At 49.8% G+C, this 24,071-nt stretch carries 24 protein-coding genes and 1 tRNA gene; 5 read left to right on the forward strand and 20 right to left on the reverse strand.

Features of this window, described 5'->3' with window-relative positions; all coding sequences use genetic code 11:
* Positions 1–207 precede the first annotated feature (207 nt).
* From EDC54_RS16250 to gpt, 16 genes are all read right to left on the reverse strand, one after another.
* Entirely contained in the window at positions 208–1,674 is a 1,467-nt protein-coding gene (locus EDC54_RS16250; RefSeq protein ID WP_132458740.1) for a relaxase/mobilization nuclease domain-containing protein, read from the reverse strand.
* Positions 1,671–2,042, reverse strand: a complete 372-nt coding sequence (locus EDC54_RS16255; protein WP_132458743.1) for a plasmid mobilization protein — start codon at positions 2,040–2,042, stop codon at positions 1,671–1,673. Before EDC54_RS16255 ends, EDC54_RS16250 begins: the two co-directional genes overlap by 4 nt.
* Positions 2,043–2,047: 5 nt before the next feature.
* Entirely contained in the window at positions 2,048–2,308 is a 261-nt protein-coding gene (locus EDC54_RS16260; protein ID WP_132458746.1) for a hypothetical protein, read from the reverse strand.
* A complete protein-coding gene (locus tag EDC54_RS17920; protein ID WP_165904332.1) occupies positions 2,305–2,478 on the reverse strand; it encodes a hypothetical protein in 174 nt (57 codons plus the stop codon). The genes EDC54_RS16260 and EDC54_RS17920 overlap by 4 nt, the downstream gene beginning before the upstream one ends.
* A 10-nt stretch (positions 2,479–2,488) precedes the next feature.
* Positions 2,489–2,746, reverse strand: a complete 258-nt coding sequence (locus tag EDC54_RS16265) for a hypothetical protein (protein ID WP_132458749.1) — start codon at positions 2,744–2,746, stop codon at positions 2,489–2,491.
* A 523-nt stretch (positions 2,747–3,269) separates the two neighbouring features.
* The gene (locus tag EDC54_RS16270) at positions 3,270–3,545 is read right to left on the reverse strand and encodes a hypothetical protein (RefSeq protein WP_071883434.1); all 276 of its coding nucleotides are present in this window, start codon (positions 3,543–3,545) and stop codon (positions 3,270–3,272) included.
* A gap of 11 nt (positions 3,546–3,556) precedes the next feature.
* Positions 3,557–3,844 (reverse strand): hypothetical protein, encoded by a 288-nt coding sequence (locus EDC54_RS16275; RefSeq protein ID WP_043085804.1) that lies wholly within the window; start codon positions 3,842–3,844, stop codon positions 3,557–3,559.
* A gap of 1,291 nt (positions 3,845–5,135) precedes the next feature.
* The gene (locus EDC54_RS16285; RefSeq protein ID WP_043085806.1) at positions 5,136–5,411 is read right to left on the reverse strand and encodes a hypothetical protein; all 276 of its coding nucleotides are present in this window, start codon (positions 5,409–5,411) and stop codon (positions 5,136–5,138) included.
* Between the two features lie 122 nt (positions 5,412–5,533).
* Complete coding sequence (locus EDC54_RS16290) at positions 5,534–5,734, reverse strand: helix-turn-helix transcriptional regulator (RefSeq protein WP_132458752.1); 201 nt, start codon at positions 5,732–5,734, stop codon at positions 5,534–5,536.
* Between the two features lie 326 nt (positions 5,735–6,060).
* On the reverse strand, positions 6,061–7,275 hold the full coding sequence (locus EDC54_RS16295) for a tyrosine-type recombinase/integrase (protein ID WP_132458755.1): 1,215 nt from the start codon (positions 7,273–7,275) through the stop codon (positions 6,061–6,063).
* Positions 7,276–7,450: 175 nt separating this feature from the next.
* Positions 7,451–7,526 (reverse strand) — tRNA-Thr (locus tag EDC54_RS16300).
* A 267-nt stretch (positions 7,527–7,793) separates the two neighbouring features.
* On the reverse strand, positions 7,794–9,047 hold the full coding sequence (gene proA, locus EDC54_RS16305; RefSeq protein WP_132458758.1) for a glutamate-5-semialdehyde dehydrogenase: 1,254 nt from the start codon (positions 9,045–9,047) through the stop codon (positions 7,794–7,796).
* A gap of 10 nt (positions 9,048–9,057) precedes the next feature.
* Complete coding sequence (gene proB / locus EDC54_RS16310; protein WP_132458761.1) at positions 9,058–10,161, reverse strand: glutamate 5-kinase; 1,104 nt, start codon at positions 10,159–10,161, stop codon at positions 9,058–9,060.
* A 123-nt stretch (positions 10,162–10,284) separates the two neighbouring features.
* A complete protein-coding gene (gene crl, locus EDC54_RS16315) occupies positions 10,285–10,659 on the reverse strand; it encodes a sigma factor-binding protein Crl (protein ID WP_132458764.1) in 375 nt (124 codons plus the stop codon).
* 58 nt (positions 10,660–10,717) lie between these two features.
* Complete coding sequence (gene frsA / locus EDC54_RS16320; RefSeq protein ID WP_132458767.1) at positions 10,718–11,968, reverse strand: esterase FrsA; 1,251 nt, start codon at positions 11,966–11,968, stop codon at positions 10,718–10,720.
* A gap of 254 nt (positions 11,969–12,222) precedes the next feature.
* Positions 12,223–12,681 (reverse strand): xanthine phosphoribosyltransferase, encoded by a 459-nt coding sequence (gpt, locus tag EDC54_RS16325; RefSeq protein WP_132458770.1) that lies wholly within the window; start codon positions 12,679–12,681, stop codon positions 12,223–12,225.
* A 332-nt stretch (positions 12,682–13,013) separates the two neighbouring features.
* Between gpt and pepD the strand changes: the two genes are divergently transcribed.
* Positions 13,014–14,474: a beta-Ala-His dipeptidase gene (gene pepD / locus EDC54_RS16330; RefSeq protein ID WP_132458773.1), complete on the forward strand. Its 1,461-nt coding sequence runs from the start codon at positions 13,014–13,016 to the stop codon at positions 14,472–14,474.
* Between the two features lie 64 nt (positions 14,475–14,538).
* Here the strand turns inward: pepD and dinB are convergent, their stop codons facing one another.
* Positions 14,539–15,597, reverse strand: coding sequence for a DNA polymerase IV (gene dinB, locus EDC54_RS16335; protein ID WP_132458776.1), 1,059 nt, complete (start codon positions 15,595–15,597; stop codon positions 14,539–14,541).
* Between the two features lie 409 nt (positions 15,598–16,006).
* Here dinB and dpaA point away from each other — a divergent pair, with 409 nt between their 5' ends.
* Complete coding sequence (dpaA, locus tag EDC54_RS16340; protein WP_132458778.1) at positions 16,007–16,741, forward strand: peptidoglycan meso-diaminopimelic acid protein amidase; 735 nt, start codon at positions 16,007–16,009, stop codon at positions 16,739–16,741.
* Here the strand turns inward: dpaA and EDC54_RS16345 are convergent.
* Positions 16,712–17,479, reverse strand: a complete 768-nt coding sequence (locus EDC54_RS16345) for a class II glutamine amidotransferase (protein WP_132458781.1) — start codon at positions 17,477–17,479, stop codon at positions 16,712–16,714. The two genes, dpaA and EDC54_RS16345, sit on opposite strands and share 30 nt — an antisense overlap.
* Positions 17,480–17,571: 92 nt before the next feature.
* Positions 17,572–18,153 carry a D-sedoheptulose 7-phosphate isomerase gene (gene lpcA, locus EDC54_RS16350; RefSeq protein ID WP_132458784.1) on the reverse strand — a complete coding sequence of 194 codons (582 nt, stop codon included), beginning with the start codon at positions 18,151–18,153 and terminating at the stop codon, positions 17,572–17,574.
* 288 nt (positions 18,154–18,441) lie between these two features.
* Between lpcA and fadE the strand changes: the two genes are divergently transcribed.
* Together fadE and yajD are read left to right on the forward strand one after the other, a co-directional pair.
* Positions 18,442–20,889: an acyl-CoA dehydrogenase FadE gene (fadE, locus tag EDC54_RS16355; protein WP_132458904.1), complete on the forward strand. Its 2,448-nt coding sequence runs from the start codon at positions 18,442–18,444 to the stop codon at positions 20,887–20,889.
* A gap of 156 nt (positions 20,890–21,045) precedes the next feature.
* The gene (gene yajD, locus EDC54_RS16360; RefSeq protein WP_132458787.1) at positions 21,046–21,396 is read left to right on the forward strand and encodes an HNH nuclease YajD; all 351 of its coding nucleotides are present in this window, start codon (positions 21,046–21,048) and stop codon (positions 21,394–21,396) included.
* Between the two features lie 60 nt (positions 21,397–21,456).
* Here yajD and mtnK read toward each other — a convergent pair whose 3' ends face one another.
* A complete protein-coding gene (mtnK, locus tag EDC54_RS16365; protein ID WP_132458790.1) occupies positions 21,457–22,659 on the reverse strand; it encodes an S-methyl-5-thioribose kinase in 1,203 nt (400 codons plus the stop codon).
* A 120-nt stretch (positions 22,660–22,779) separates the two neighbouring features.
* Here mtnK and mtnA point away from each other — a divergent pair, with 120 nt between their 5' ends.
* Positions 22,780–23,808, forward strand: a complete 1,029-nt coding sequence (gene mtnA, locus EDC54_RS16370) for an S-methyl-5-thioribose-1-phosphate isomerase (protein ID WP_132458793.1) — start codon at positions 22,780–22,782, stop codon at positions 23,806–23,808.
* The last annotated feature ends 263 nt before the right edge of the window (positions 23,809–24,071 follow it).

Here is a 24,071-nt window from a genome sequence, read left to right on the forward strand (position 1 = left end):
GGCTTTGAGTTTCTTCTCGTCCATATTCTGCCTGTCTCCGCTATTGGCGTGAACATATCAAAAACAGGCAATTACACAATTTAAATTACAGTCTCGATTTTAATTACCTACCATTGTTTATATTTCAGATTAAGTGGCTGCCGGGTATAGGCCACTTAACATGTATTTACATACTCTGATACTCATAATAATCTAATGACGTCTCTTTTATCTTGGTTTGAAAACTTGGCGTTCAATAATCTGTTCACCTTCTTGTTGTGATGATTCTAATCTTTCAATTTTCATCCTTTCTTTCAAATTCGATTTAAATCTACTTTCATTTCCAGCCAAATTAGCTGGTTTTTTCTTTATATCATCATGAATGATTTTCTCTTTATTTTTAGGGGCTGTAATGGGTTTGCTTATTCCTAATCGTTTCCTCATTTCTTCGATCTTAGTTGCTCTACTATTGATGTTGCCACGCTTTTTGAGTCTAAATTTATCTGTGGCTGTGGTAGCTGTTTCTGCATGATCAAGTATCCTACTGATAGAACTGCTATCAGATTTACTATGCCAACGATTGAAGCGACCTTGATTATTAATTTTGTTTGGTTGTTGATTGTATTGTTTTTTAAGTCTGTTGAGAGTTTGTGTATTTTTCTGTTTTGTATTTCTAAGTCGTCGATTTGCTTGTCTATTGTGTTTCTCGATAAATTTAGTATTGATGATGTTGCTGAGGCTGTTTTCTCTGTCCTCTCTAATACTTGCTGCGTCTGATTTAATGCTGTACTGACTGATTCTGATAATATCATCATCGATTCTGTCAGAGGCTCTATCACTGTTGAAATCTGGTTCAACAAGTGATCGTCCAAAACTATTTTCGCCATCTGTTTTTCTTGTTGCGAATCTTCTAACGATTTTATCATCTCTATCTTTGTCATATTTAACCTTACCTTTAATAGTGTTCCAACTAAATTTTTTACCTAATGAAGATCCCTTAAATGCTATGTCATTTACACTGAATGAAACCCCCGCCACGTTGCCAGTGCTGGCAACATTGAACCTTGGTTCAATGCCTACGGCCTGCAGACGTTCTACGAACGTCCCTAAGTCTGGTTTTCCTGTCATAGCCGCCTGTAATGCGTTCTGTAGCACGATACGGGCTGGTTTCTCACCTGTGCGAAGAGCTTGCTCGATTTCGTTCTTGGTTGGTGCTGATACCTCTGATTTTTGACCTTTAAGCCCTTGTGTAATGGTTAAGCCGTGCTTTATCTCAAGACGTTCACAAGCTGCTATTGTGTTAAATGCTGAGTGCTGACCATGCCACACGGAACCATCCAGCCCAACACGGTTAGCTACAATATGGATGTGTTCTTTATCTGTATCTTTATGGCGCACACAAATATATTGATGTTTTTCTATATCAATATTCATTTCTTTCAAATAGTCTTTTGCTATCTCTTGCCATTGTTCATCTGTTAAATGATCACCTTTTGGAAGAGATAAAAACGCATGAAAAACAGGTTTTTTTATATCCTGTCTAAAGCTGCTTACAGTTTTAAACTCATCAGTTAAATCACTAACATTATTGTAATCACTTGCCATATTGCTACAAATAAAGGTGTGATCATCTTTTAATATATACTCAACTCTATTTTTAAATGATCTCCCTGTTTTAGCTACATTCCCTTTCATACAGTATAAACCTCACAAGCCTTTAATATTCTTTTCATAAGTTGCTTTATAGCAAAGTTAGCTTCTGCAGCTACTGATTGTTTAAAGTCTTCATTGGTATTTAGTTTTTTAGCAATCTGATTTATATTATTACCTTGATGCTGTATTTCTCTATACAATGATTGCTCAAACTCAGGCATTTTTCTTTTAACAATAGGTTCAGAGTTTAAAATTTCTTTTCTAATGTAATGACCTCTTTCAAGCCCTGATGCTTCCACAAGTTCTTTTAAATACTCAAACTCTGCTTTGTTTACTCTGAACTGTATAGATATATCTCTACGTACTTCGTGATTTAATCCTATACGCCCTCTTTTTCTGTCTGTATCCATATTTATTACCCCTCTGTAGTAAACATATAATCTCTTATAGCTTTTATATAGTCTTCATCATTTTCATCAATCAAAGACTTTAGAAGATCATCAGCTTTATTTTCTTGTATATATCTATGAGATACGAAATAACACAGCCTTTTTTCATCACTATTTATTTCACAAAAAGGTATATCTTTATCTTGTTCTATGTAATAAAAAAATCTTGCTAATAACTCAAACTTCATTTTTAAACTCATTTGTTTTTCTATGTCATCATCAATCATATTCTATTATTCCTTTTGTATTTAATCAGTGCTTTTTTATCGATTATTTTTCTAACATCTGATATTGCTTGTTTTGCTTCACTTGAAGAGTTTGTTTTTCCTGTGCAGCTACGGATCATAAAACATCCCAACATAATACAAAGAAGCATCATTCCTATTGCTATAATCATATATGTCTCCTTATTTCTTATTTGAATAATAAAGTAAGTTTTCGATAACTTCGCTGTAGATGTCTTCATCAATAGCAAGCATTACGTCATTATCTACAATCTTATCAAAGATAATTTTGTAGCTTTCTTTGTCGTGTCTATTCATCTCAAATGACTCTTTTTTGCTAATATCCTTATAATCTAAATGAACAAAAAAACGATCACACGGAAGTAAGCGATCTAAATCGTTTATGTATAAACATTTTGATACTGATAAAACTATTTTCATATTTATTCCTTTTGTTTTGAAGTGAACTGTAAAACTATTTACCGCTTCCCCTTGATAGGGGAAATCAGCGGAAGGGTAGAGCTTTTAACAACCCTCCGAACGAAGTGAGAGGGGGCAACCTGAAAGGTTGGGTATAATACCGGCTACGGGATTACACCTTGCCTCAGTTTCCGAAAAACAAAAACCTCAGTTTCCGAAAAACAAAAAATCAAAGCTGAACTACACTTATATTTAAATAGATAACCGATCTAAAATACTTGTCAATAGCGGCTACATAAATAAATACACTGCACATCGAATAAAATGCAAATAAAAGATAGGATGAATAATATATTGCCTTTCTGGTAGCTTTGCGTAAATTTGCAACAGGGGTCAAATCGTCAAGTAATAGATCGCGGGGTCCCGCTGACAGCTTTTATGTCAGTGGGTTCCGATTTATTACTTGAGGACGCAATGAAGAAAATAAACTTTAGATATGTGATGGTTCGCACTGCGAGCCATCACCTTGAAAGACAGGGCAGTTTTACATTCTTCGTCTAAAAGAAATCCGTTCAGAGAAAGCCAACTTGCTAATAATAAATCCAAAAATCCCAATGACAAACAAACTTATATTAAATGCAACTATACCTGCATTCAACCCGATCAAAATCGACAATGTTAAAGTCCCTAATATAACTAAAAATACGCACCAACCCGGAGGAGCACCGTATAATATAGTTGCTTGACATCCCGTGCATACGCGAACCCCTTTCTGACTTTCTTTTAGACAGTAGGGGCATTGAATGGTATTGTTTTCCATTTCCTAATCCTCTAATCTTTCTTAAAAACCGCACCTTGGTAAACTACACCGCCTTTGACTTTTTCTATTTTAAAAGTCCATGAACCTAGATCTTTGTTTTGAGTTCTAGCGATATAAATAGGTTTTTGGCTTTCATCCCAGTTTTTAACAGTAAAAACGCCATTCCTGAACTTGATGACGTCTTTCTGAATATCAAGCCTGACGCCATACTGTTGATTGGTGTAGTTGCCATAGATGCCATCATCACCGCACCCTGCCAGCAGGACGACAAGACCTGCCACTAACATAAATTTACGCATACCTTTTCCTTCACCAATAGCACAGACCTACGATTGATCTGTAAACGCCTTAGAATTCAATTATTTTTATGTCTAGTCATATCGTTTGTACCGATCGAAAAAATGGACGTTGATAGCTATAGGCTATCATATGATAAATATCGATCGTTAAAAACAATTAATAACGATCGATTAAGCACCTTTTGATTGATAAAACCTATCGATATATACATATCGATCTTTTATAACGATCGATTTCTGTTTAGGATTTGGATCTTGAAGGGATAACAACGGGAAAAGTTCTATGGTGGGATATCTGGCGCGAGACTGTTTTTTTTTATTTTTTTAGATATGGTTTTCTTTTTACTTTATTAGGCTTCGCCCTATATATTTTTTAGATCTAGTTCTACTTTATATTTTATTGGTGCCATAAAACAAGGCACCTTTGCTATAAACATAAACAACCTTACTGAGAGTTATATACTGCCTTGTGTTCGCCCCCGAAAAGGGGACTTCATCCAAGGCTTCGCCTCCTGAAATTTTCAACTTATTTTGTTGAAAATGTATCAAGATTGGCGAAAACCAAGATGAAAAATATGACTTCACCCAAGTTGATCTGGCTTAAAGCTCTACATCGTTTCCAATGTAGGACACCCTACGACACCCCCAGATTCGTTCATGCAGATTAATGTATTGTTATCCCCTATTTATGCTGTCAACAAAGGTAGGGCTTTCTCATAGCTATTCCATATACAACTTCACTTATCTGTTTAGAACTTCGCTTCGGGTTGGTATTACGTCGCTTCCCCTTCTATACCTACAACCAACAAAACATACGGACATCTCTTATTAGCGACTCGCGCTCAATTGCTCCACATATGCAGACCTGATACAAAGGTTTATAATTTGATTGCTTTCGAGGACATTAAAGATTCTGGTAGTGGTATTTAAAAGACTTGTAAAAAGCTCAGATTTAGATTTGACAAATATGAAAAGATTATTTAATACTTTATTATATTTGTAATCGCGTTATTCCTCTAACTGATTACAAGACTTAAAAAAGTCAGCGAAAACTTTTTTAGTCCTTAAAAAGTCAGATTTATCATCTGGCTTTTTTTGTATCTTTACTTTTTATAAAACTTATATTTTAATAGTCAATAGAAATAAAGAAAATATATGACAAGATCATTATTGATTAATGATAGCAAACCTAATAAAGGTCAGATATATCTCTGACCTTTTGCTTATGATATCTATATTACTCATATAAAATCTCTAAACGCTAAACAATCCATTTTGAGCTATTTTATTTTCACATATAACAAATCATAATGGCTTCTGTATGCATGCACATTATATTTATTCTAACCTCTTCAAAATCTATGAATCTATGCTGACTTTGATCAATACTTTTCTTCGTTTTATCAATAATATCATCGTAAACAGTTTCCATATAATACTTGTCAGTAAATAGATCGAATACTTCATTAGCAGGCTTCGCAAGCACTTTCTTGGTAAAGCGAGAGTATTCTAACAATGCTGTAAGTTCTGCTGAGTTCTGACTATTACATTTATTTTCTTTTTTCATTTTTGGTTCCTTATTTAATCGTTAAGTAAATATCCCCCTACACTTTCATGTATTATTTAATAGGGATTGTTATATTTTATAAATATATGTTTATATTGCTTTTACATACTACCCATATATTATTAAGCTGCCGCATTGCGTGATGAAAAGATCATTTTTTCAATCCATTCATCGATCTCACTTTCTACAAAAGCGCTAGCTCTTATTCCAACCTTAATCGGCTTAGGAAAATCACCTTTACTAATAAGTTTATAGATCCATGCTTTACTAAATCCTGTTTTATCCATCACTTCCGGTAGGCGAATAAATCTTCTTGTTGTCATATATTTCTCCGTTGTTGTTTTGATGAATGTAGTATCTGCAGATCGCTTATGATGTTCAACCCTCGGAAAATCAGAATTGAACTCGGATTGAGTGTTTTTCATACAAAAACAGATGAAATGACGGGAGAGCTGTCACTGGGCGGGGTGTAGAGCGATTTAGCAATAAGTGCTATTTATTTTCCTGTTTTAAGGTATTTTATAATTTTTATATTAATCAATTAGTTAACAAACATCAGTTTAAATTCTGACTTAATTCTTATCTGCATTAGCCAAGAAAAAGGGCTATGCCCGTTAAGACATAACCCTTCTTTCATCAGCAGTTATCCTTACCCACGCCGATCAAACGCTCCCTGCACCACATTGCTTCCGTTCTCAAGGCTTACCATGTAGTCGGCATACCATTGCAGCATCTCACGTCTACCATCGAGGTATTGCGCATGGTTGTAGGTGCCACGGATAGCATTCTTATCAACATGCGCCAGTTGGGTTTCAATCCATGCGGTGTTATAGCCCTGTTCATGAAGAACGGTGCTCATGGTATGACGGAAGCCGTGACCCGTAACCCGGCCTGTATAGCCAATTCGCTTAAATACCTGATTGATACTGGCTTCGCTCATGGTCTTACTTGGGTCATTGCGGCCCGGAAACAGTAAAGGAAATTGCCCCGTCATTGCTCTGATCTGTTCGATAATGTCTAACGCTTGGGTAGATAGCGGGATGATATGAGGACGGCGCATTTTCATGCGTTCAGCAGAAATTTCCCATAGCGCTTTCTCGGAATCGATTTCCGACCATAAGGCACCACGCAATTCACCCGTTCTTAGGCCAGTAAGGATCAACAATCTCGCTGCCAGCACCATCAATTCACTACCAGAGGAGCCAGCAAGGGCTTTAAAGAAGGCGGGAAGCTCTTCGGTGGTCAGGAATGGGTAATGTGTAGATTCATGCCCCTGCATGGCACTGGTGAGGTCTGGCGCAGGATTATACTCGGCTCTGCCTGTCACGATGGTGTAGCGAAACACTTCGCCGCAGCGTTGACGTACTTTCTTGGCTTTCTCAGTCGCACCTCGGTCTTCCATCTTTTTAAGCACGTTCAGCAATTCCAGCGGCTTAATGTCTGCGACAGGCCGTTGACCAATGAACGGGAAGACGTCTTTGTTGAACGCTTCAAGAATGTCAGAGGCATACCCCGCAGACCATTTCTTCACTTTCATGCTGTGCCATTCGAGCGCAATTTGCTGAAAGGTGTTTTTCACTTCTTCGATTTGGGCTTGTTTGCTTTCTTGCTTAAACGCACTCGGATCAACGCCGTTAACCAGCAGCTTTTTAGCATCATCTCTTTTGCTTCTGGCATCGGCTAAGGTAATGGTCGGGTAGACGCCAAACACCACACGTTTTTCTTTACCAGCGATGCGGTATTTCATGCGCCAGCTTTTGGTGCCGTTCGGGAACACCTCCAGATACATGCCCCCACCATCTGCTAACTTGTAGGGTTTATCTTTGGGCTTGGCAGTCTCTACCTGTCTGGCATTGAGCTTCATTTGGGGGCATCTCCTCTAGACCGAACACGATATGCCCCCACCGATGCCCCCAACTCACCGTAGATTTCTATGAACGTGAGTAGACGAGCAGAGACAATAAGGGCCGTGAAACCGCGTATTATAAGGGTTTAAAGGGTGTTTGAGTAGACTTGGGGAGACGTTAAAATAGGTAGGATGGTGCCGATAATAGGAGTCGAACCTACGACCTTCGCATTACGAATGCGCTGCTCTACCAACTGAGCTATATCGGCGTTGAGGATCGTCCTGCGAGCGCATGACGATGAACTACGGGGTGACAAACTAGTGAAATCGACACGCCAAGTCAAGAGGTTGGCGTTCATATGCTGGTTTTATCGTCACACTCTGGACAGTAAAGATTCTCTGATAATTTTCTAATCTAATAGCAAGGAACGCTATAACTGTCTTCTATAAATGCCTACGTTCATAACGCAGTACATTTTTCAATTTTTCGGCGCCGTCATACAAAAAAGCGGGCAAAAGCTGCCCGCCATCATCAATTAAGCGCGAATCAGGTCGTCGCCGTAGCCGATCCATTTATAGGTGGTCAACGCTTCCAGCCCCATTGGGCCGCGTGCATGCAGTTTCTGGGTACTGACTGCCACTTCCGCCCCCAGTCCAAACTGGCCGCCGTCAGTAAAGCGCGTGCTGGCATTGACATACACGGCGGAGGAATCCACTTCCCGCACGAAACGTTCCGCATTGCTTAAAGAACGCGTCAGGATCGCATCAGAGTGCTGCGTACCATGTTGACGAATATGGTCGACTGCCGCATCCAGACTGTCCACCAGCGTGACGTTCAAGTCATTAGACAGCCATTCATCATCGTAATCAGCGTCTTTCACTGCGATAACCTTGGCCGGGCCTGCTGCAAGGTGAGGCATAGCGGATGCGCTGGCGTGCAAGGTTACGCCCGCCGTCGCCATTTTTTTGCTCAGTTCCGGCAAGAAGCGATCGGCAATGCTTTGGTTGACCAGCAGCGTTTCCAGGCTGTTGCAGGCGCTGGGACGCTGAACCTTGGCACTTTCAATGATCGTCAGCGCATTATCGAAATCGATGCTGTCATCGGCATAGATATGACAAACGCCAATCCCGCCGGTAATAACCGGAATCGTCGATTGCTCGCGACATAACCGATGCAGGCCAGCGCCACCACGTGGAATCAACATATCCACGTAGCGATCGAGTTTCAGGAGTTGATTGACCAGTTCACGGTCCGGACTTTCTATCGCCTGCACCGCAGCGGCTGGCAGGCCACACTGCGACAGCGCCTGCTGGATCACCTTAACGGTAGCCGCGTTAGTGCGGTATGTCTCTTTCCCACCGCGTAGGATTACGGCATTACCGGTTTTCAGGCACAGAGAAGCCACATCAATGGTGACGTTCGGACGCGCCTCATAAATCACACCGACCACGCCTAACGGCACGCGGCGACGCTCCAGCTTAAGTCCGTTATCCAGCATATTGCCGTCAATCACCTGCCCTACCGGATCGGTCAGACGGCAGACCTGACGCACATCGCTGGCAATCGCACTGAGCCTTTCCGGCGTTAACAGCAGACGATCCAGCAACGCCTCACTCATGCCATTTTGACGCGCATCGGCCAGATCCAGCGCGTTAGCCGCCAGAATCGCTGCGCTCTCCGCCTCCAGTAAGTCCGCAATCGTCAGTAATGCACGATCTTTCTGCGCCGTGCGCAAAACCGCCAGCTGATAAGAGGCCGCTTTTGCCGCTTTACCCATTTGTTCAAGCATCGCGAACTCCTTAATTGATAATCATATCGTCACGATGGACAGCCACCGGACCATATTCGTAGCCAAGAATATCGGCAATTTGTTGAGAGTGGTGTCCGGCGATCATGCGCAGCGCATCACTGTTATAGCGCGTCACGGCATGCGCCACATCGCGCCCCGCCAGGCTACGCACGCGGATCACTTCACCGCGAGAGAAATTCCCGTCTACAGTACGGATGCCCTTAGGCAGCAATGAACTGCCGCGTTCAAGGATCGCGGAAAGCGCGCCATCGTCAACGGTAATTTCACCTGCTGGCGGCGCGCCGAAAATCCAGCGCTTACGGTTTTCCAACGGCGCGTCCATGGCATGAAAACGCGTCCCAACGGAAATATCGTCAATCACATCGCCAATCACCCCCGGTTTGCTGCCTGCGGCAATCACCACGGTGATCCCCGCGCGGCAGGCCACATCGGCAGCCTGCAATTTAGTGGACATGCCGCCTGTCCCCAAACCGGACACGCTGTCCCCGGCAATGCTGCGCAACGCATCGCTGATGCCGTTCACTTCACGGATCAGCTCCGCATCAGGATGATTACGTGGATCGGCGGTAAACAAGCCGGCCTGATCGGTCAGCAGCAGCAGCTTATCCGCATCGGCCAGAATCGCCGCCAGCGCGGAAAGATTATCGTTGTCGCCGACCTTGATCTCGGCAGTCGCCACCGCATCATTCTCATTAATCACCGGAACGATGTTGTTATCCAGCAGCGCCCGCATGGTATCGCGCGCATTGAGGAAACGCTCGCGATCCTCCATATCCGCACGCGTCAGCAGCATCTGCCCGATGTGGATGCCATAGATGGAAAATAGCTGTTCCCACAGTTGAATCAGACGGCTTTGCCCCACGGCTGCCAGCAGCTGTTTGGTCGCTATCGTAGCCGGAAGCTCAGGATAGCCCAAATGTTCGCGCCCGGCGGCGATCGCCCCCGAGGTGACAATAACAATCCGATGTCCTGCCGCATGTTGCTGCGCGCACTGGCGCACCAGTTCAACAATGTGAGCACGGTTAAGGCGGCGCGAACCGCCGGTCAGCACGCTGGTGCCCAGTTTCACAACCAAAGTCTGGCTGCCGCTCATAATTTCTCTGCCGTTGGATGTCAAAAAATAAGAATAAGGAAAACGTTGTAGCAGGACAGACGCGTTATGCCAACAGGCACAACGCGAAAACCGGCGAATAAATCAGGGATTGTCAGAAACGACTCACGGTCGTGAGACGAGGCTACCGGCGGGGTCCAGCGAGTGTAACAGTTTCTCCAGTCGGACATGGAAAGCCTGTTGGGCGTTTTCCACCTGTTCCATCACGGCTTTGTCCTTAATTTTTTCCTCACGCCAGTGGCCCTGTTTATCGAACAGCCCGTAGTGGTACTTATAGATGAAAGCCTTGCCGGTATCTTCCAACGTCAGCCACCAGCCCCAAAACTCCCGCTTTTCCGGCGCAGGCTTGGTGTTGACGCACACGGCCAGACAATCAAAGAAGAACGCGTCATGCTTGCACTGCGCTTCACGTATATAAGGCCCCAATGCCGTAAAGTTTCTCATAAGCTGACTTTTAGAGTATCCACTCGGTAACATCATCTGCGATCTCCTCTGGTTGAATCTTCTTTTTAGCAGAGAACGGTAATTTATCAACCAATTAGCCGAGTTTATCCTGCAACCATCCGCTGATTTGCTGTAGTGCGCGGTGGAAATTCTGGTATACCGGCGAGAAATTAACCGGCATCAGCTTCCCCTGCACCGATGAATTCGCAATCAGGCAGGCCTCTTCTTTCGGACTGACCAGATCGTTATCCCAATAGCCCGCCAGCATCGGCGTCGGGCAGCGACGTCCCAGCAACCCCTGCGTTTTCAGCGAATAGCGTCCCATCTCGGTTTTCAGCGCGGCATCCGTCGAGAACGGCATGCCCAACCGGCTGGCGAGCACATCCATAAACATATCCGGCACCTGTTGCTGGCAGTCCACATTGCTTAACAGATGATGAACAACGGGCCCTAAGCAGGCCACGCCGGATAAACGCTGCGGCTCCAGATAAGCCAACCTGACGGCAATGTTGGCGCCGAATCGGAAACCAAACGCCCCGACGCGGCAATGGTCGATCCACGGGATATCCGGCAGTGCATGCAGCACCTGCTGATGTAAAAAACTGGAGTCCTGGCTCAGTTTCCAACGAGAGGAAAACCCGACGGAAGGAACATCAATGGTCAGCATCGCCATGCCCGCAGGCGCAAAATAGTCGCGAAACAGGCGATGATAATCGCTCTGTAACATTTCAAGACTGCCGCACATAAGAATGGTTGGGAAAGGCGCCTTCGCGCGTGATGGCATATGGAGAAAGCCAGTCAGCGTCCCGCCGCCCGCGATTGGAAAAGCCAGTTCTTTGAGTTCATAAGGCAGGTATTTTGCCGCTTCCGCATAGGCGCGGTTTGCCAGCGTCTGTGCCTGCTCCGCGAGTTCATCGCCTTTAATATGCGGATACGCGGCGATACTGTAGAGGTTGGCGGCATTCAGCCAGCGTTGTCCTGTCTGAGCGTCATCGTCGCCGTCTGTTGCCCGCTGTTGCCAGCCCGCGCCCTGCTTCGCCCACTCATAAATCCAGTTACCGCTGCGGTAGCCGATCACGGTATCGAGTAAATGTTCGCTGCTGCGCTCCGCCCGGCTCGCCGCGATGCGCGACAGCACATCTTCAATCTCCCACGGGTCGACGCCACGCCAAATCCACATCAGCCGGTTGATCATTCGATACCAACTGCGGGTCTTCTCGCCTTCCAGCGTGAAATGCAGCCCCTGCATTGCCTGACCATGCCGGGTACGCCTGACCAACGTCGAGGTTTCCGGATGTTTGAAAGAGGGTTTGAATAACGTTTCAGACAGGTTAGCTTGCGCCACAGCAGCCTCCGTTTATGTAAACCGCTGTTAGCGGACATCAGACGACGTTTTCATCAGGCTGAGTGTAACGAACTCAGGACGGAGAAGACAAACGACAGCACACATTCTGATCAAACAGAACACAAATAAAGCCCGCTTTCCACACGACAAACGCCCGCGATAATCCTACGCCGAAAATAGCCATCGGCCAGAAACAACAATGCCCGGTTTCACCAGGCATTGCAGAGAATCGCGGACGTTCACCGCTCAGGTAATTAATGGCCTGACAGCGGCGGAACGAATACCACGCCCATATCCCACGGCTGCTCAATCCAGGTGTCCTGCGGGATATCAATCACGTAGTCATCAACCAGCGGCTTGCCGGCCGGCTTGGCGAAAATGGTCACAAAGTGCGCTTTCGGATACATGTCACGAATGGCTTTCGCCGTACCGCCAGTATCAACCAAATCGTCAACCACGATAAACCCTTCGCCATCTCCCTCGGCACGCTTGAGTACTTTCATTTCGCGCTGGTTGTCATGGTCGTAACTGGAGATGCAAACGGTGTCAACGTGACGAATGCCCAGCTCGCGCGCCAGCAGCGCGCCGGGAACCAGACCACCGCGGCTTACGGCAATGATGCCTTTCCATTGATCGGCAGGCAGCAAACGCTGTGCCAGTTTACGGGCATGAATTTGCAACATATCCCAGGTTACGACGTACTTTTCGCTCATAAAATATATCCCAGCCGAATAAAAACCGGCTTAATTGAGTCTGAGGGGGGAAAAAGGTTGCGCGAGATTATAGATAGCCGACAACATAAAAACCAGTTTTTCTCAGCACGAAAGCCGAGTTTTCCCTGTTCTCTGCGCGGCTTCAGACTAATAGCCGGGGTTTGCAGCAGGAAAAAAGCTACGGGCAGACGTCAATTTCCCCCTGCGTTGATGGAAAATGATATTCTGTCGTGACAGGCCATTCTACGTGGCTGACAGCGATCAATGTTTAATCTGTAGCCCCTGCACGCCAGAACGCGAAGACAGGCCGCTCAACAAGGAGACTGAAAATAGTGTCTGAATTGTCTCAACTTTCTCCCCAGCCTTTATGGGATATTTTCGCCAAGATTTGTTCAATCCCGCATCCTTCTTATCATGAAGAGGCGCTGGCCGCGCACATTCTGGAATGGGCTAAAGAAAAAGGTATTCATGCCGAGCGTGATCAAGTCGGCAATATTCTGTTGCGCAAAGCGGCAACCGCAGGGATGGAAAATCGCAAACCTGTCGTGTTGCAGGCGCATCTGGATATGGTGCCGCAAAAAAACAACGACACGGTACACGATTTCACCACCGATCCTATCCAGCCTTATGTCGACGGTGAGTGGCTGAAAGCGCGCGGCACCACGCTGGGCGCGGATAACGGCATCGGTATGGCTTCTGCGCTGGCGGTACTGGCGGATCCGACGGTTGAACACGGCCCGCTGGAAGTCCTGTTGACGATGACGGAAGAAGCCGGCATGGATGGCGCGTTCGGTCTGCAACCCAATTGGCTTCAGGGCGAAATTCTGATTAATACCGACTCGGAAGAAGAAGGCGAAATCTACATGGGCTGTGCGGGCGGCATTGATTTTATCACCCGCCTGCCGCTAGCGCGTGAAGCGATGCCTGCCGGTTACCAAACGCTGAAACTGACGATTAAGGGGCTGAAAGGCGGCCATTCCGGCGGCGACATTCACCTTGGGCTGGGGAACGCCAACAAACTGCTGGCGCGTTTCCTGTTCGAACAGGCGAAAGCGCTGGATATTCGCCTTCTCGATCTGAACGGCGGAACGTTGCGCAATGCGATTCCGCGTGAAGCCTTTGCGACGCTGGCCCTGCCTGCCGCTAACGTCGAGCAACTGAAGGCGCTGAGTCAGGACTATCTGACCGTGCTGAAGAATGAACTCTCCGCCGTTGAAAAAAACCTGACCGTGCAGGTGGAAGCCAGCGACAGCATCGGCCTTCCCCTGACGCAGGACAGCCGCGATCGCCTGCTGGCGTTGCTCAACGCGACGCCGAACGGCGTGATCCGCATGAGCGACGCGGTCAAAGGCGTGGTGGAGACATCACTGAATCTGGGCGTTGTGACGATGGAAGACGACCACGCGGAAATCATCTGCCTGATTCGTTCGCTGATCGACAGCGGTAAAGACGCCGTCGTGGGTACGCTGACGGCGCTGGGCCAGTTGGCTGGCGCGAAAACCTCACCGAAAGGCGGTTACCCAGGCTGGCAGCCCGATGCCAATTCGCCCATCATGGCGCTGGTGCGTGAAACGTATCAGAAGCTCTTCAACAAGACGCCGAACATCATGGTGATTCACGCCGGTCTGGAATGCGGTCTGTTCAAGAAACCGTATCCAGACATGGATATGGTGTCCATCGGGCCAACCATCACGGGGCCGCATTCACCGGATGAGCAAGTGCATATCGGTAGCGTTGGCCTGTATTGGCAATTGCTGACGGAACTGCTGAAAGCAATCCCGCCACGCGCCTGATCGCATCAGGATAAAATCGAGGCGGCGGCGCGTCCGTCGCCTTTTTCATCCGCAATCAAAAAGATTATCCCCAATCCAGCACCAACTGCCGTTCAATTTGCGGGTCAAGCAGCGTCACATGTAGTCCAACCAGCCGGACGCCGCGAGCTTTACGCCGCTCCTGCCAGGTTTGACGCGCCAGCTTGAGCAGATCCTGTTTATTCAACATCGGCCACACGTGCTCCTGCGTCGTCTGCTGAAAATCATCAAACTTGATTTTGACGCCCTGACGCGCAATATGCAGATCGGGTTTTACCCGTTTCAGGCGGACTTCCAGCTCCTGATAAAGCTGTTCAATCAGGCTTTCGCACTGTTCCCAATGGTGGATATCCTGCGCCAGCGTCTTCTCCACCCCGACCGATTTCCTCAGCCGATCCGGTGAAATCCGTCGTTCATCGATCCCCTGACATCGCTCCCACAGCACGCGGCCAAATTTGCCGAATTCTTTAAGCAGATCCGCCAGCGCATACGCCCGCACATCCGCACAGGAATGCAGACCGCGCTCTTCCAGCCGTTTCGCCGTGACTTTCCCGACGCCGGGGATCTTCGCCAGCGGCAGCGCCAGCAGGAAATCATCCACCTGCTCCGGCGCAATCACATATTGTCCGTTCGGCTTATTGAGATCAGACGCGATCTTCGCCAGAAATTTAATCGGCGCAATACCCGCCGAGGCCGTAAGATGCAATTCATGCGCGATGGTGCGCCGGATCTCTTCGGCGATGCGCGTCGCCGAACCGTTACAGTGCTGACTATCGGTGACATCCAGATAGGCTTCATCCAGAGAAAGTGGTTCGATCAGCGTAGTGTAACGCGCGAAGATCTCGCGGATTTGGCGCGAGGTGGATTTATAGACGTCCATGCGCCCGGGAAGCAAAGTCAGGTGTGGGCACAAACGCAAGGCGGTTGCCGTGACCATCGCGCTACGGACGCCATAGCGCCGAGCCGGGTAATTCGCGGTGCTGATAACGCCGCGTCGATCCGCGCTCCCGCCAATCGCCAGAGGAATATCTCGCAGGCGCGGGTTATCACGCATCTCAATTGCGGCGTAGAAACAGTCCATATCAACATGAATGATTTTGCGCATACTGCCCCCTGATAATGCTGTATAAATATACAGATCAACATCAGTATAGACAAGTTGCGTGACACCTCACCGTGCCGATGACAAGCAAGACGAATCACTGAGCCTGTTTACGGCAGGATCGGTTTATCGCACACACCCACCCGCGCCTGACGTAATTTCCTACTATTAACGACCTGAAATTGAACGGCCCGCATTCTTACAGGCCGTTTTTTTGTAAATGTTATTTTTTAGCGCTTTTCAACGCTTGATTAATATGAAACCAATGATAATGTGATTTTGTTTTCGTCGTGATCGATTCGGCGACGAAATATAGACCGAAAACGGCGATTCACGCGTCTTCCCACCGAACTCTCCGGGAGCGCGACGGATATGCCGCGTATAGCAGGCAATTTGATTATCAGGAACCATAATGCAAAAAATCGCGCTGTCATTTGCGATGTTGTTTCTTTTGCCTTCTCTTGTTGTTACCAGCGTAGCCAGCGAAACCGCACCGCCGCTTGCGCCGATAGCAAAAGAATTAAAACAGCAGTTATTAGGCTCGCCGATCTATATTCAGATATTTAAAGAAGAGCGGATATTCGAACTTTATGCGAAAGTCGGCAACGAATATCGTTTATTGGAGCAGTATCCCATTTGTAAATATTCGGGTGGACTGGGTCCAAAACGTATTGAAGGCGATTTAAAAAGTCCGGAAGGTTTTTATCAGGTCGATCTGCGCCAGCTCAAGCCAGACAGCAGATATTACCGTGCGATCAATATCGGTTTCCCCAACGATTACGATAAATCACAGGGCTATTCCGGTCGTTATTTAATGATCCACGGCGAATGTGTGTCAGTAGGCTGCTATGCGATGACCAACGGCTACATGGATGAGATTTATCGCTATGCGGAGCACGCGCTGCGTAACGGGCAGGCAAAAATTGATATCGCCATCTACCCGTTTCGCATGACGGAGCAGAACATGCAGCGCCACCGTCATTCCCGCTATGCCAGCTTCTGGCGCCAGCTTCAACCGGGGTATGCCTACTTTAATCAGCACCATCAACCGCCAGCCATCACGGTTTTTAACGGGCAATACGTTGTTAGCCCCCCGCTGATGACCAGCCAGCCGACCTTAAAGTACGCGCTCGCCGAAACAAAATAGTACAAACTCACCTGGCATAATCTGATGCCAGGTTTCATTGCCGGTTAACGGCTGCGTCGCCAGCACGGTCACGACATCATTGGGCGTCGTCTGCTGCTGAAAATCAATCTCTACGTCCTGATCCAACAGCGTCGCCTTACCAAATGGCGCGCGGCGCGTGATCCAGTAGAGTTTGCTTGAGCAGTATCCCATCACGAAGCGTCCGTCCGACAGCAACATGTTAAACACCCCCTTCTTGCGCAACTCGTCCGCCTGTTGAGCGATGTAACGAAATACCGCGGGCCAGTTGCCCGGCGTGCGCGGATAGCGTTCGCACAGTCGGGAGAGCAGCCAACAGAAAGCGTATTCGCTGTCTGTCTGCCCCACGGGGCGAAACATGCCGGTTTTCAGGGAATGGTAGCCTTTCAGTTGCCCGTTGTGAGCAAACGTCCAGTTCCGCCCCCAGAGCTCGCGGGTGAAAGGATGGGTATTTTCCAACGATACCGTGCCGCGATTGGCCTGCCGGATGTGTGAAACCACCGCACATGACTTGATGGGATAATCCTGCACCAGCCGGGCAATCGGCGAGTTATAACTCGGCAACGGATCTTTAAACGTCCGACAGCCGTTTCCTTCATAAAAGGTAATCCCCCAGCCATCCCGATGCGGCCCGGTTTTCCCCCCACGCTGTATCAGCCCGGTAAAGCTAAAGCAGATATCCGTCGGCACATTCGCGCTCATCCCCAGCAGTTCACACATTCTGGCTTTCCACCTTTCCTTCTCGTCATATTTCAAGTTGCGTGTGCGTTGGCTACCTGAAACCGGCCGACTTCGGGTGTAATCAGTACGGTTTACTGACCCGCCATCTCTTTTTCAATCAGTTGAATCAGGATGTGAATCGCTTTGATATGAATTTCCTGAATACGGTCGGCATAGCCAAAATGCGGCACACGAATTTCCACATCAGCGGAGCCTGCCATTTTACCACCGTCTTTCCCCGTCAGCGTAATGACTTTCATCCCTTTCGCTTTTGCCGCGGCAATGGCTTTAATAATGTTGCCGGAATTGCCGGAAGTGGAAATCCCCAGCAGCACATCGCCTTCACTCCCCAGCGATTCCACGTAGCGGGAGAAGACAAAATCATAGCCAAAATCGTTACTGACGCAGGACAGGTGGCTCGGATCGGAAATGGCAATCGCCGGATAACCCGGACGATTCTCACGGTAGCGTCCCGTCAGCTCTTCGGCAAAGTGCATCGCATCACAGTGCGAGCCACCGTTACCGCAGGAAATCACTTTTCCCCCTGCTTTGAAAGCGTCAGCCAGCAGCACCGCCGCGTTTTGAATCGACTGAATGTTCGCCTCATCACTCAGGAAATTACGCAATGTTTCTGCCGCTTCATTCAGTTCACTTCGGATCAAGTCCTGATACATGACATCCTCTCGTTTTGTCCGGTGACAACACTCTGTTCTGTCATGCAGTGTAGCGGATCGGACAAACAGCGAGAAGCGCGTAATCACAGGATTGTCGGGATCGCTAACGTCAGCCGGAAAATAGCCGGCCAGCATAGGCTTTGTGAAGTGAGTTGTAATTATGATGTAAACAAATTGATAAATATAATCAGATAAACTACAACCAATAGAAGCAACAGGTCTGACCTCTTACAAGATTGAGCGACGACAGCTTACCTTCTTCGATCACTATGCTGGAGACACATTATGATGGTTGCAGTCAGTATCCTCCTCCTGCTGATTATCATCGGAGCGATGTTTTACCATCGGCTCAGCCTGCTGCCCGGCTGCGCCATTCTGCTGGCCTACTTTGCCGCGATGTCGGCGATGCTGCTGTGGCCCGTGTGGCTGATCGTTCCCCTCGTGATTCTGCTGGTTCCGGTTACCGTTCCGGCCCTGCGCCAGAAATACTTTTCCGCCTCCGCGCTGCGCATGTTTCAGAAGGTCATGCCGCCAATGTCGAATACGGAAAAAGAGGCGATCGATGCCGGGACGACCTGGTGGGAAGGCGATCTTTTTCGCGGCGCGCCGGACTGGAAAAAACTGCATAACTACCCGCGGCCGCAGTTGACTGCCGAAGAACAGGCCTTTTTCGACGGGCCGGTTGAAGAACTGTGCCGGATGGCCAATGACTTTGAAATCACTCATGAGCATGCCGATCTGCCGCCAGCAATGTGGACATTTTTAAAAGAACACCGCTTCTTCGCCATGATCATCAAAAAACGGTACGGCGGGCTGGAATTTTCTGCTTATGCTCAGGCGCAAGTGCTGCAAAAACTGGCGGGCGTTTCCAGTATTGTGGCGATCACCGTCGGCGTTCCCAACTCACTCGGCCCCGGTGAACTACTGCAACATTACGGTACGCCAGAACAAAAAGATCACTACCTGCCGCGTCTGGCGAGCGGTCAGGAAATCCCCTGCTTTGCGCTGACCAGCCCGGAAGCCGGCTCCGATGCGGGCTCGATTCCCGATACCGGCATCGTCTGCTACGGCAACTGGAACGGAGAACAGATCCTGGGTATGCGCCTGACCTGGAATAAGCGCTATATCACGCTCGCACCGGTCGCCACCGTGCTGGGGCTGGCCTTCAAACTTTACGATCCCGACCATCTGTTAGGCGATAAGGACGACGTGGGAATTACCTGTGCCTTAATCCCCACGGATACCGAAGGCGTTAAAATTGGTCGCCGCCACTTCCCACTCAACATTCCCTTCCAGAACGGGCCAACGCAGGGGGAGAACATTTTCGTCCCACTGGATTACATCATCGGCGGCGTAAAAATGGCCGGTCAGGGCTGGCGTATGCTGATGGAGTGCCTATCGGTTGGACGCGGCATTACGCTGCCCTCTAACTCCACCGGCGGGTTGAAGTCGATAGCCCTCGGCATCGGCGCTTACGCACACATCCGCCGCCAGTTCAAGATCGCTATCGGCAAGATGGAAGGGATTGAAGAACCGCTGGCGCGTATCGCCGGTAACGCTTATGTCATGGACGCCGCCGCCACGTTGATTACCAGCGGCATCATGCAGGGTGAAAAACCGGCAGTGCTTTCCGCGATCGTCAAATATCACTGTACCCACCGCGGCCAGCGCAGCGTCATGGATGCGATGGATATCGCCGGGGGGAAAGGGATCTGCCTCGGCCCGTCCAACTTTCTGGCGCGCAGCTATCAGGGCGCGCCGATTGCGATTACCGTGGAAGGGGCGAATATTCTCACGCGCAGCATGATCATCTTCGGTCAGGGGGCGATCCGCTGCCACCCTTATGTGCTGGAAGAAATGGCGGCGGCGCAGAACAACGATGTGCCGCACTTTGACCGTGCGCTGCTGGGTCATATTGGTCACGTCGGCAGCAATACGATACGCAGTCTCTGGCTTGGCCTGACCAACGGCCTTCTCAGCCGTGCGCCGGTGAACGACAGCACGCGCCGCGACTATCAGCGGCTCAACCGACTCAGCGCGAATCTGGCGCTGCTAGCGGATATTTCTATGGCGGTGCTTGGCGGCAGCCTGAAGCGTCGCGAGCGTATTTCGGCGCGGCTTGGCGATATTCTCAGCCAGCTCTATCTGGCCTCCGCCACGCTGAAACGCTATGAAGACGAAGGGCGACAGAAGGCGGACCTCCCGCTGGTGAACTGGGGCGTGCAGGACTGCCTGCATCAGGCTGAACAGGCGATGGGCGATCTGCTGCGCAACTTCCCGAATCGCGTCGTGGCAGGGCTACTGACGTTTATTATCTTCCCGCTGGGGCGAAACTCCCATGCGCCGTCTGACCGTCTCGACCATGAAGTCGCGCAGATCCTGCAAACGCCATCGGAAACACGCAGCCGTCTGGGACGCGGCCAATATCTGGTTGCCAGCGAGCATAATCCCGTCGGCTTACTGGAAGAGGCTCTGCGGGACATCATCGCAGCCGAACCGATTTATCAACGACTGTCGAAAGCCGGTACGCGTCCCCTGCCGTTCATGCGGCTGGATCGCCTGGCGGAACAGGCTCTGGCGGAAGGTCAGATCACGGCAGACGAAGCCGCCATTCTGACGAAGGCCGAAGCCAGCCGCTTACGCTCAATCAACGTCGATGATTTTGCGCCCGACGCGCTGGCCGCTAATACGCCCGCCCCCTCACCGCAGCCGGAAAGAAAAACCGAAGCGGCATAAACAGCATTCAGGCCGCCAATCTGGCGGCCTGAGGTATTCCGTGATTCCCGTTCTCGCTCGGTAAATAGGATTGTTAACGGCCAGCCTGCTCCTTCCTTTACACACGCATCAGTTGTAAAATTGACGCCATCTTTTCTTCTGAATGAAACCCGACACATGGCTTACATCCCCAAGAACTACGCCAGACTTGAAAGCGGCTACCGCGAAAAAGCGCTCAAGCTTTTCCCGTGGGTATGTGGTCGCTGTTCACGCGAATTCGTCTATTCCAACCTGCGCGAATTAACCGTTCACCACATCGATCACGATCACAGCAATAATCCGGAAGACGGCAGCAACTGGGAAATGCTGTGTCTCTACTGTCATGACCACGAGCATTCGAAATATACCGATGCGGATACCTACGGTTCGACCGTCGTTGCCGGCGAAGATGCGCAGAAAGATGTCGGGGTTGCCACCCATAATCCGTTCGCGGATCTGAAAGCGATGATGAATAAAGGGAAGAAATAGTCTGTTTACCGCGCCCATCCGGTTCGTTGACGGGAGCGGCTAAGGGAATAACGCGGCTAATCAGGCACCGCTCTGCCGCACTCGCGCCAGCAACGCATCCACATCCGCAATGTGCGGTGCCGCCAGCACCAGCGTTCTGCCCAGTGAAATAGCATGACGCTGACATGCCAGACGCGCTTCCGCCTCCTGAATGCCATCCAGATCGGCGACGTGCGCCAGCCCAATCGTGCGGCGGATCAGTTCGGTTCCGCAGTAGCCGACGGCATCCCGCCAGACCTGCTGCAAAAACAGCGCGGCATAACCCGATTCCGCCAGCGCCGGATCGCGGCTTTCGCGTTCGCTCAGCGCCAGAAAGCGAGTGGAAAAGGTCTGCCACAGCGTTCGGATATCGTCCAGACGCCGTTCGCGCCCCGCCGCCGCTTCACGTGGCGCCAGCAGCCCCGCCAGCCCGCAATAGTTCAACAGCAGGTTGCCGATGGCCGTCCCCACATCAAAGCCCATCGGCCCGTAGAAACCGAATTCCGCATCAATCGCCTTCAGGCGCCCTTCCGCCACAAAGATCGATCCGCTGTGGATGTCGCCGTGCAGCAGCGCCTCGGCTTTGCTCAGGAAGCGGTGCTTCAGCTCGGCGACCGCCAGTTTCAGTGCCTTATCGTCACGCAATGCCTGTACATCCGGCGTCAGCGCCGCGTCAAACTGGTTTCGTTCATGCTCGATATAGGGGTCGGTAAAAAACAGATCTTCGGTAATCTGACACAGTTCGGGGTTAGTGAACTGACTGACCGCCGCTTTCTTCTCATGCGGGTGCTGATGAAAATCAGAGGTGTGGAATAACGTCTGCGCCAGATACTCCCCCAGTTGTGCCGCCGCCTGCGGATAATCCGCACCGTTAACCAGTTCGCTGCGCCAGATGCGATGATCGGAGAGATCTTCCTGCACCATGACCGCCAGTTCGGGATCGTAATGCAGCACGGCTACCGTATGTTGCGGACAAAAACGCGCGTGCGTCAGCAACGTTTCAGCCTCAATGCGGGCGCGGTCAAGCGTCAGCGGCCAGGATTCCCCGACGCAGCGCACGTAGGGCAGCGCCTGTTTGACAATCACCCGGCTGACGCCCGTCTCATCTTTAATTTTAAACACCAGATTCAGATTGCCATCGCCGATCTCTTCTGCGGCGACCAGCGTTTGCGGCTGACTGACGCCGCCGTACCGGCGGGCATATTCTACAGCGTCATCCGCCGTAAAAGTGCGGTAAAGTGACATTCCAACCTCTCGCTCTATTTTAAAATCAAAGATACAGACATAAAAACGTTTGGACGTCTATACATCCAACCAGCATCTTGGCAGAATACAAATATCGATGCAACATGGATTTAACGACCAATGCAGACACTTAACACAACCAGCCTGAAAATCGTCGATAACCAACTGTGGATCCTCGACCAACAGGCGCTTCCGCAAGAAAAACGCTGGTGCCCCTGCCCGGATGTCACGTCACTGGTTGAGCATATCCAGACGTTGCGGGTACGCGGCGCGCCGCTGATTGGCCTGTCCGCCAGCCTGCTGCTCGCGCTGTTGGCGGAGAAAGGGTTATCGCAGGCCGAACTGGCGCAGGCGCTGGAGACGCTGCGGGCATCGCGCCCTACCGCCGTGAACCTGATGAACAATCTGGATCGCATGAAACTCGCGCTGGCGCAGCCACAGTTTGTCGCGGCGCTGGCACAGGAAGCCCAGCGGTTAGTCGAAGAAGATCGCGCACTGTGTGAGCGTATTGCCGACCATGGCACGACGCTGGTGAAACCAAACAGCCGCCTGCTGACGCACTGCAACACCGGCGGGCTGGCAACGGCGGGCATCGGCACCGCCATCGGCGTGCTGCTGCGTGCGCACCAACAGGGGAAGGTCGAGCAGGTGTGGGTCGATGAAACCCGCCCGCTCTTGCAGGGAGGGCGCCTTACGGCCTGGGAACTGGGCGAACTGGGCATTCCTTATCAATTGATTTGTGATTCGATGGCCGCCAGCCTGATGGCGCAGGGTCAGGTCGATGCAATCTGGGTCGGCGCCGACCGCATCGCCGCCAACGGCGACGTCGCCAACAAGATCGGCACCTACAGCCTCGCGGTGCTGGCGCACTATCATCAGATCCCGTTTTACGTCGCGGCACCGCACACCACGCTCGATCCGGCCTGCCCGCACGGGCGCTCAATCCCTATCGAACAGCGCGCCGCCGCCGAAGTCACCGGCGTTTCCGGCAGCTTCGGGAACTGTCAGTGGGCACCGCAGAACGCGGCAGTCTACAACCCGGCGTTTGATGTCACCCCCGCCGAATTAATCAGCGGCTGGGTACTCGACACCGGCGTCGTCACGCCACAGGACGTTCAGGAAGGGATATTCCAGACAGCGTTGAAGTGACGATAAACAATGCTGATATTTTTGGGGTAAAGAACCACCTTGGCACTTCCCTATGAAGAAATCCTCTTAATACACCAATACAGAGGTATCTCGTATTTTGCCGTTACCCGGCGTAAAAAATTATGCTGAGGAGATAGCAGGCTTAGGATGAGCCGCATGGACGCGGCGAAAGCTTGCGCCACGTCGGGAACGTGTCGCAAGCGGTCCGTTAAAGCCTGATATCGACGAAGGTACCGCGTCAGCGGCATAATTTCCCGCCGAAA

The organism is Samsonia erythrinae, from assembly GCF_004342665.1.
GTDB lineage: Bacteria > Pseudomonadota > Gammaproteobacteria > Enterobacterales > Enterobacteriaceae > Samsonia > Samsonia erythrinae.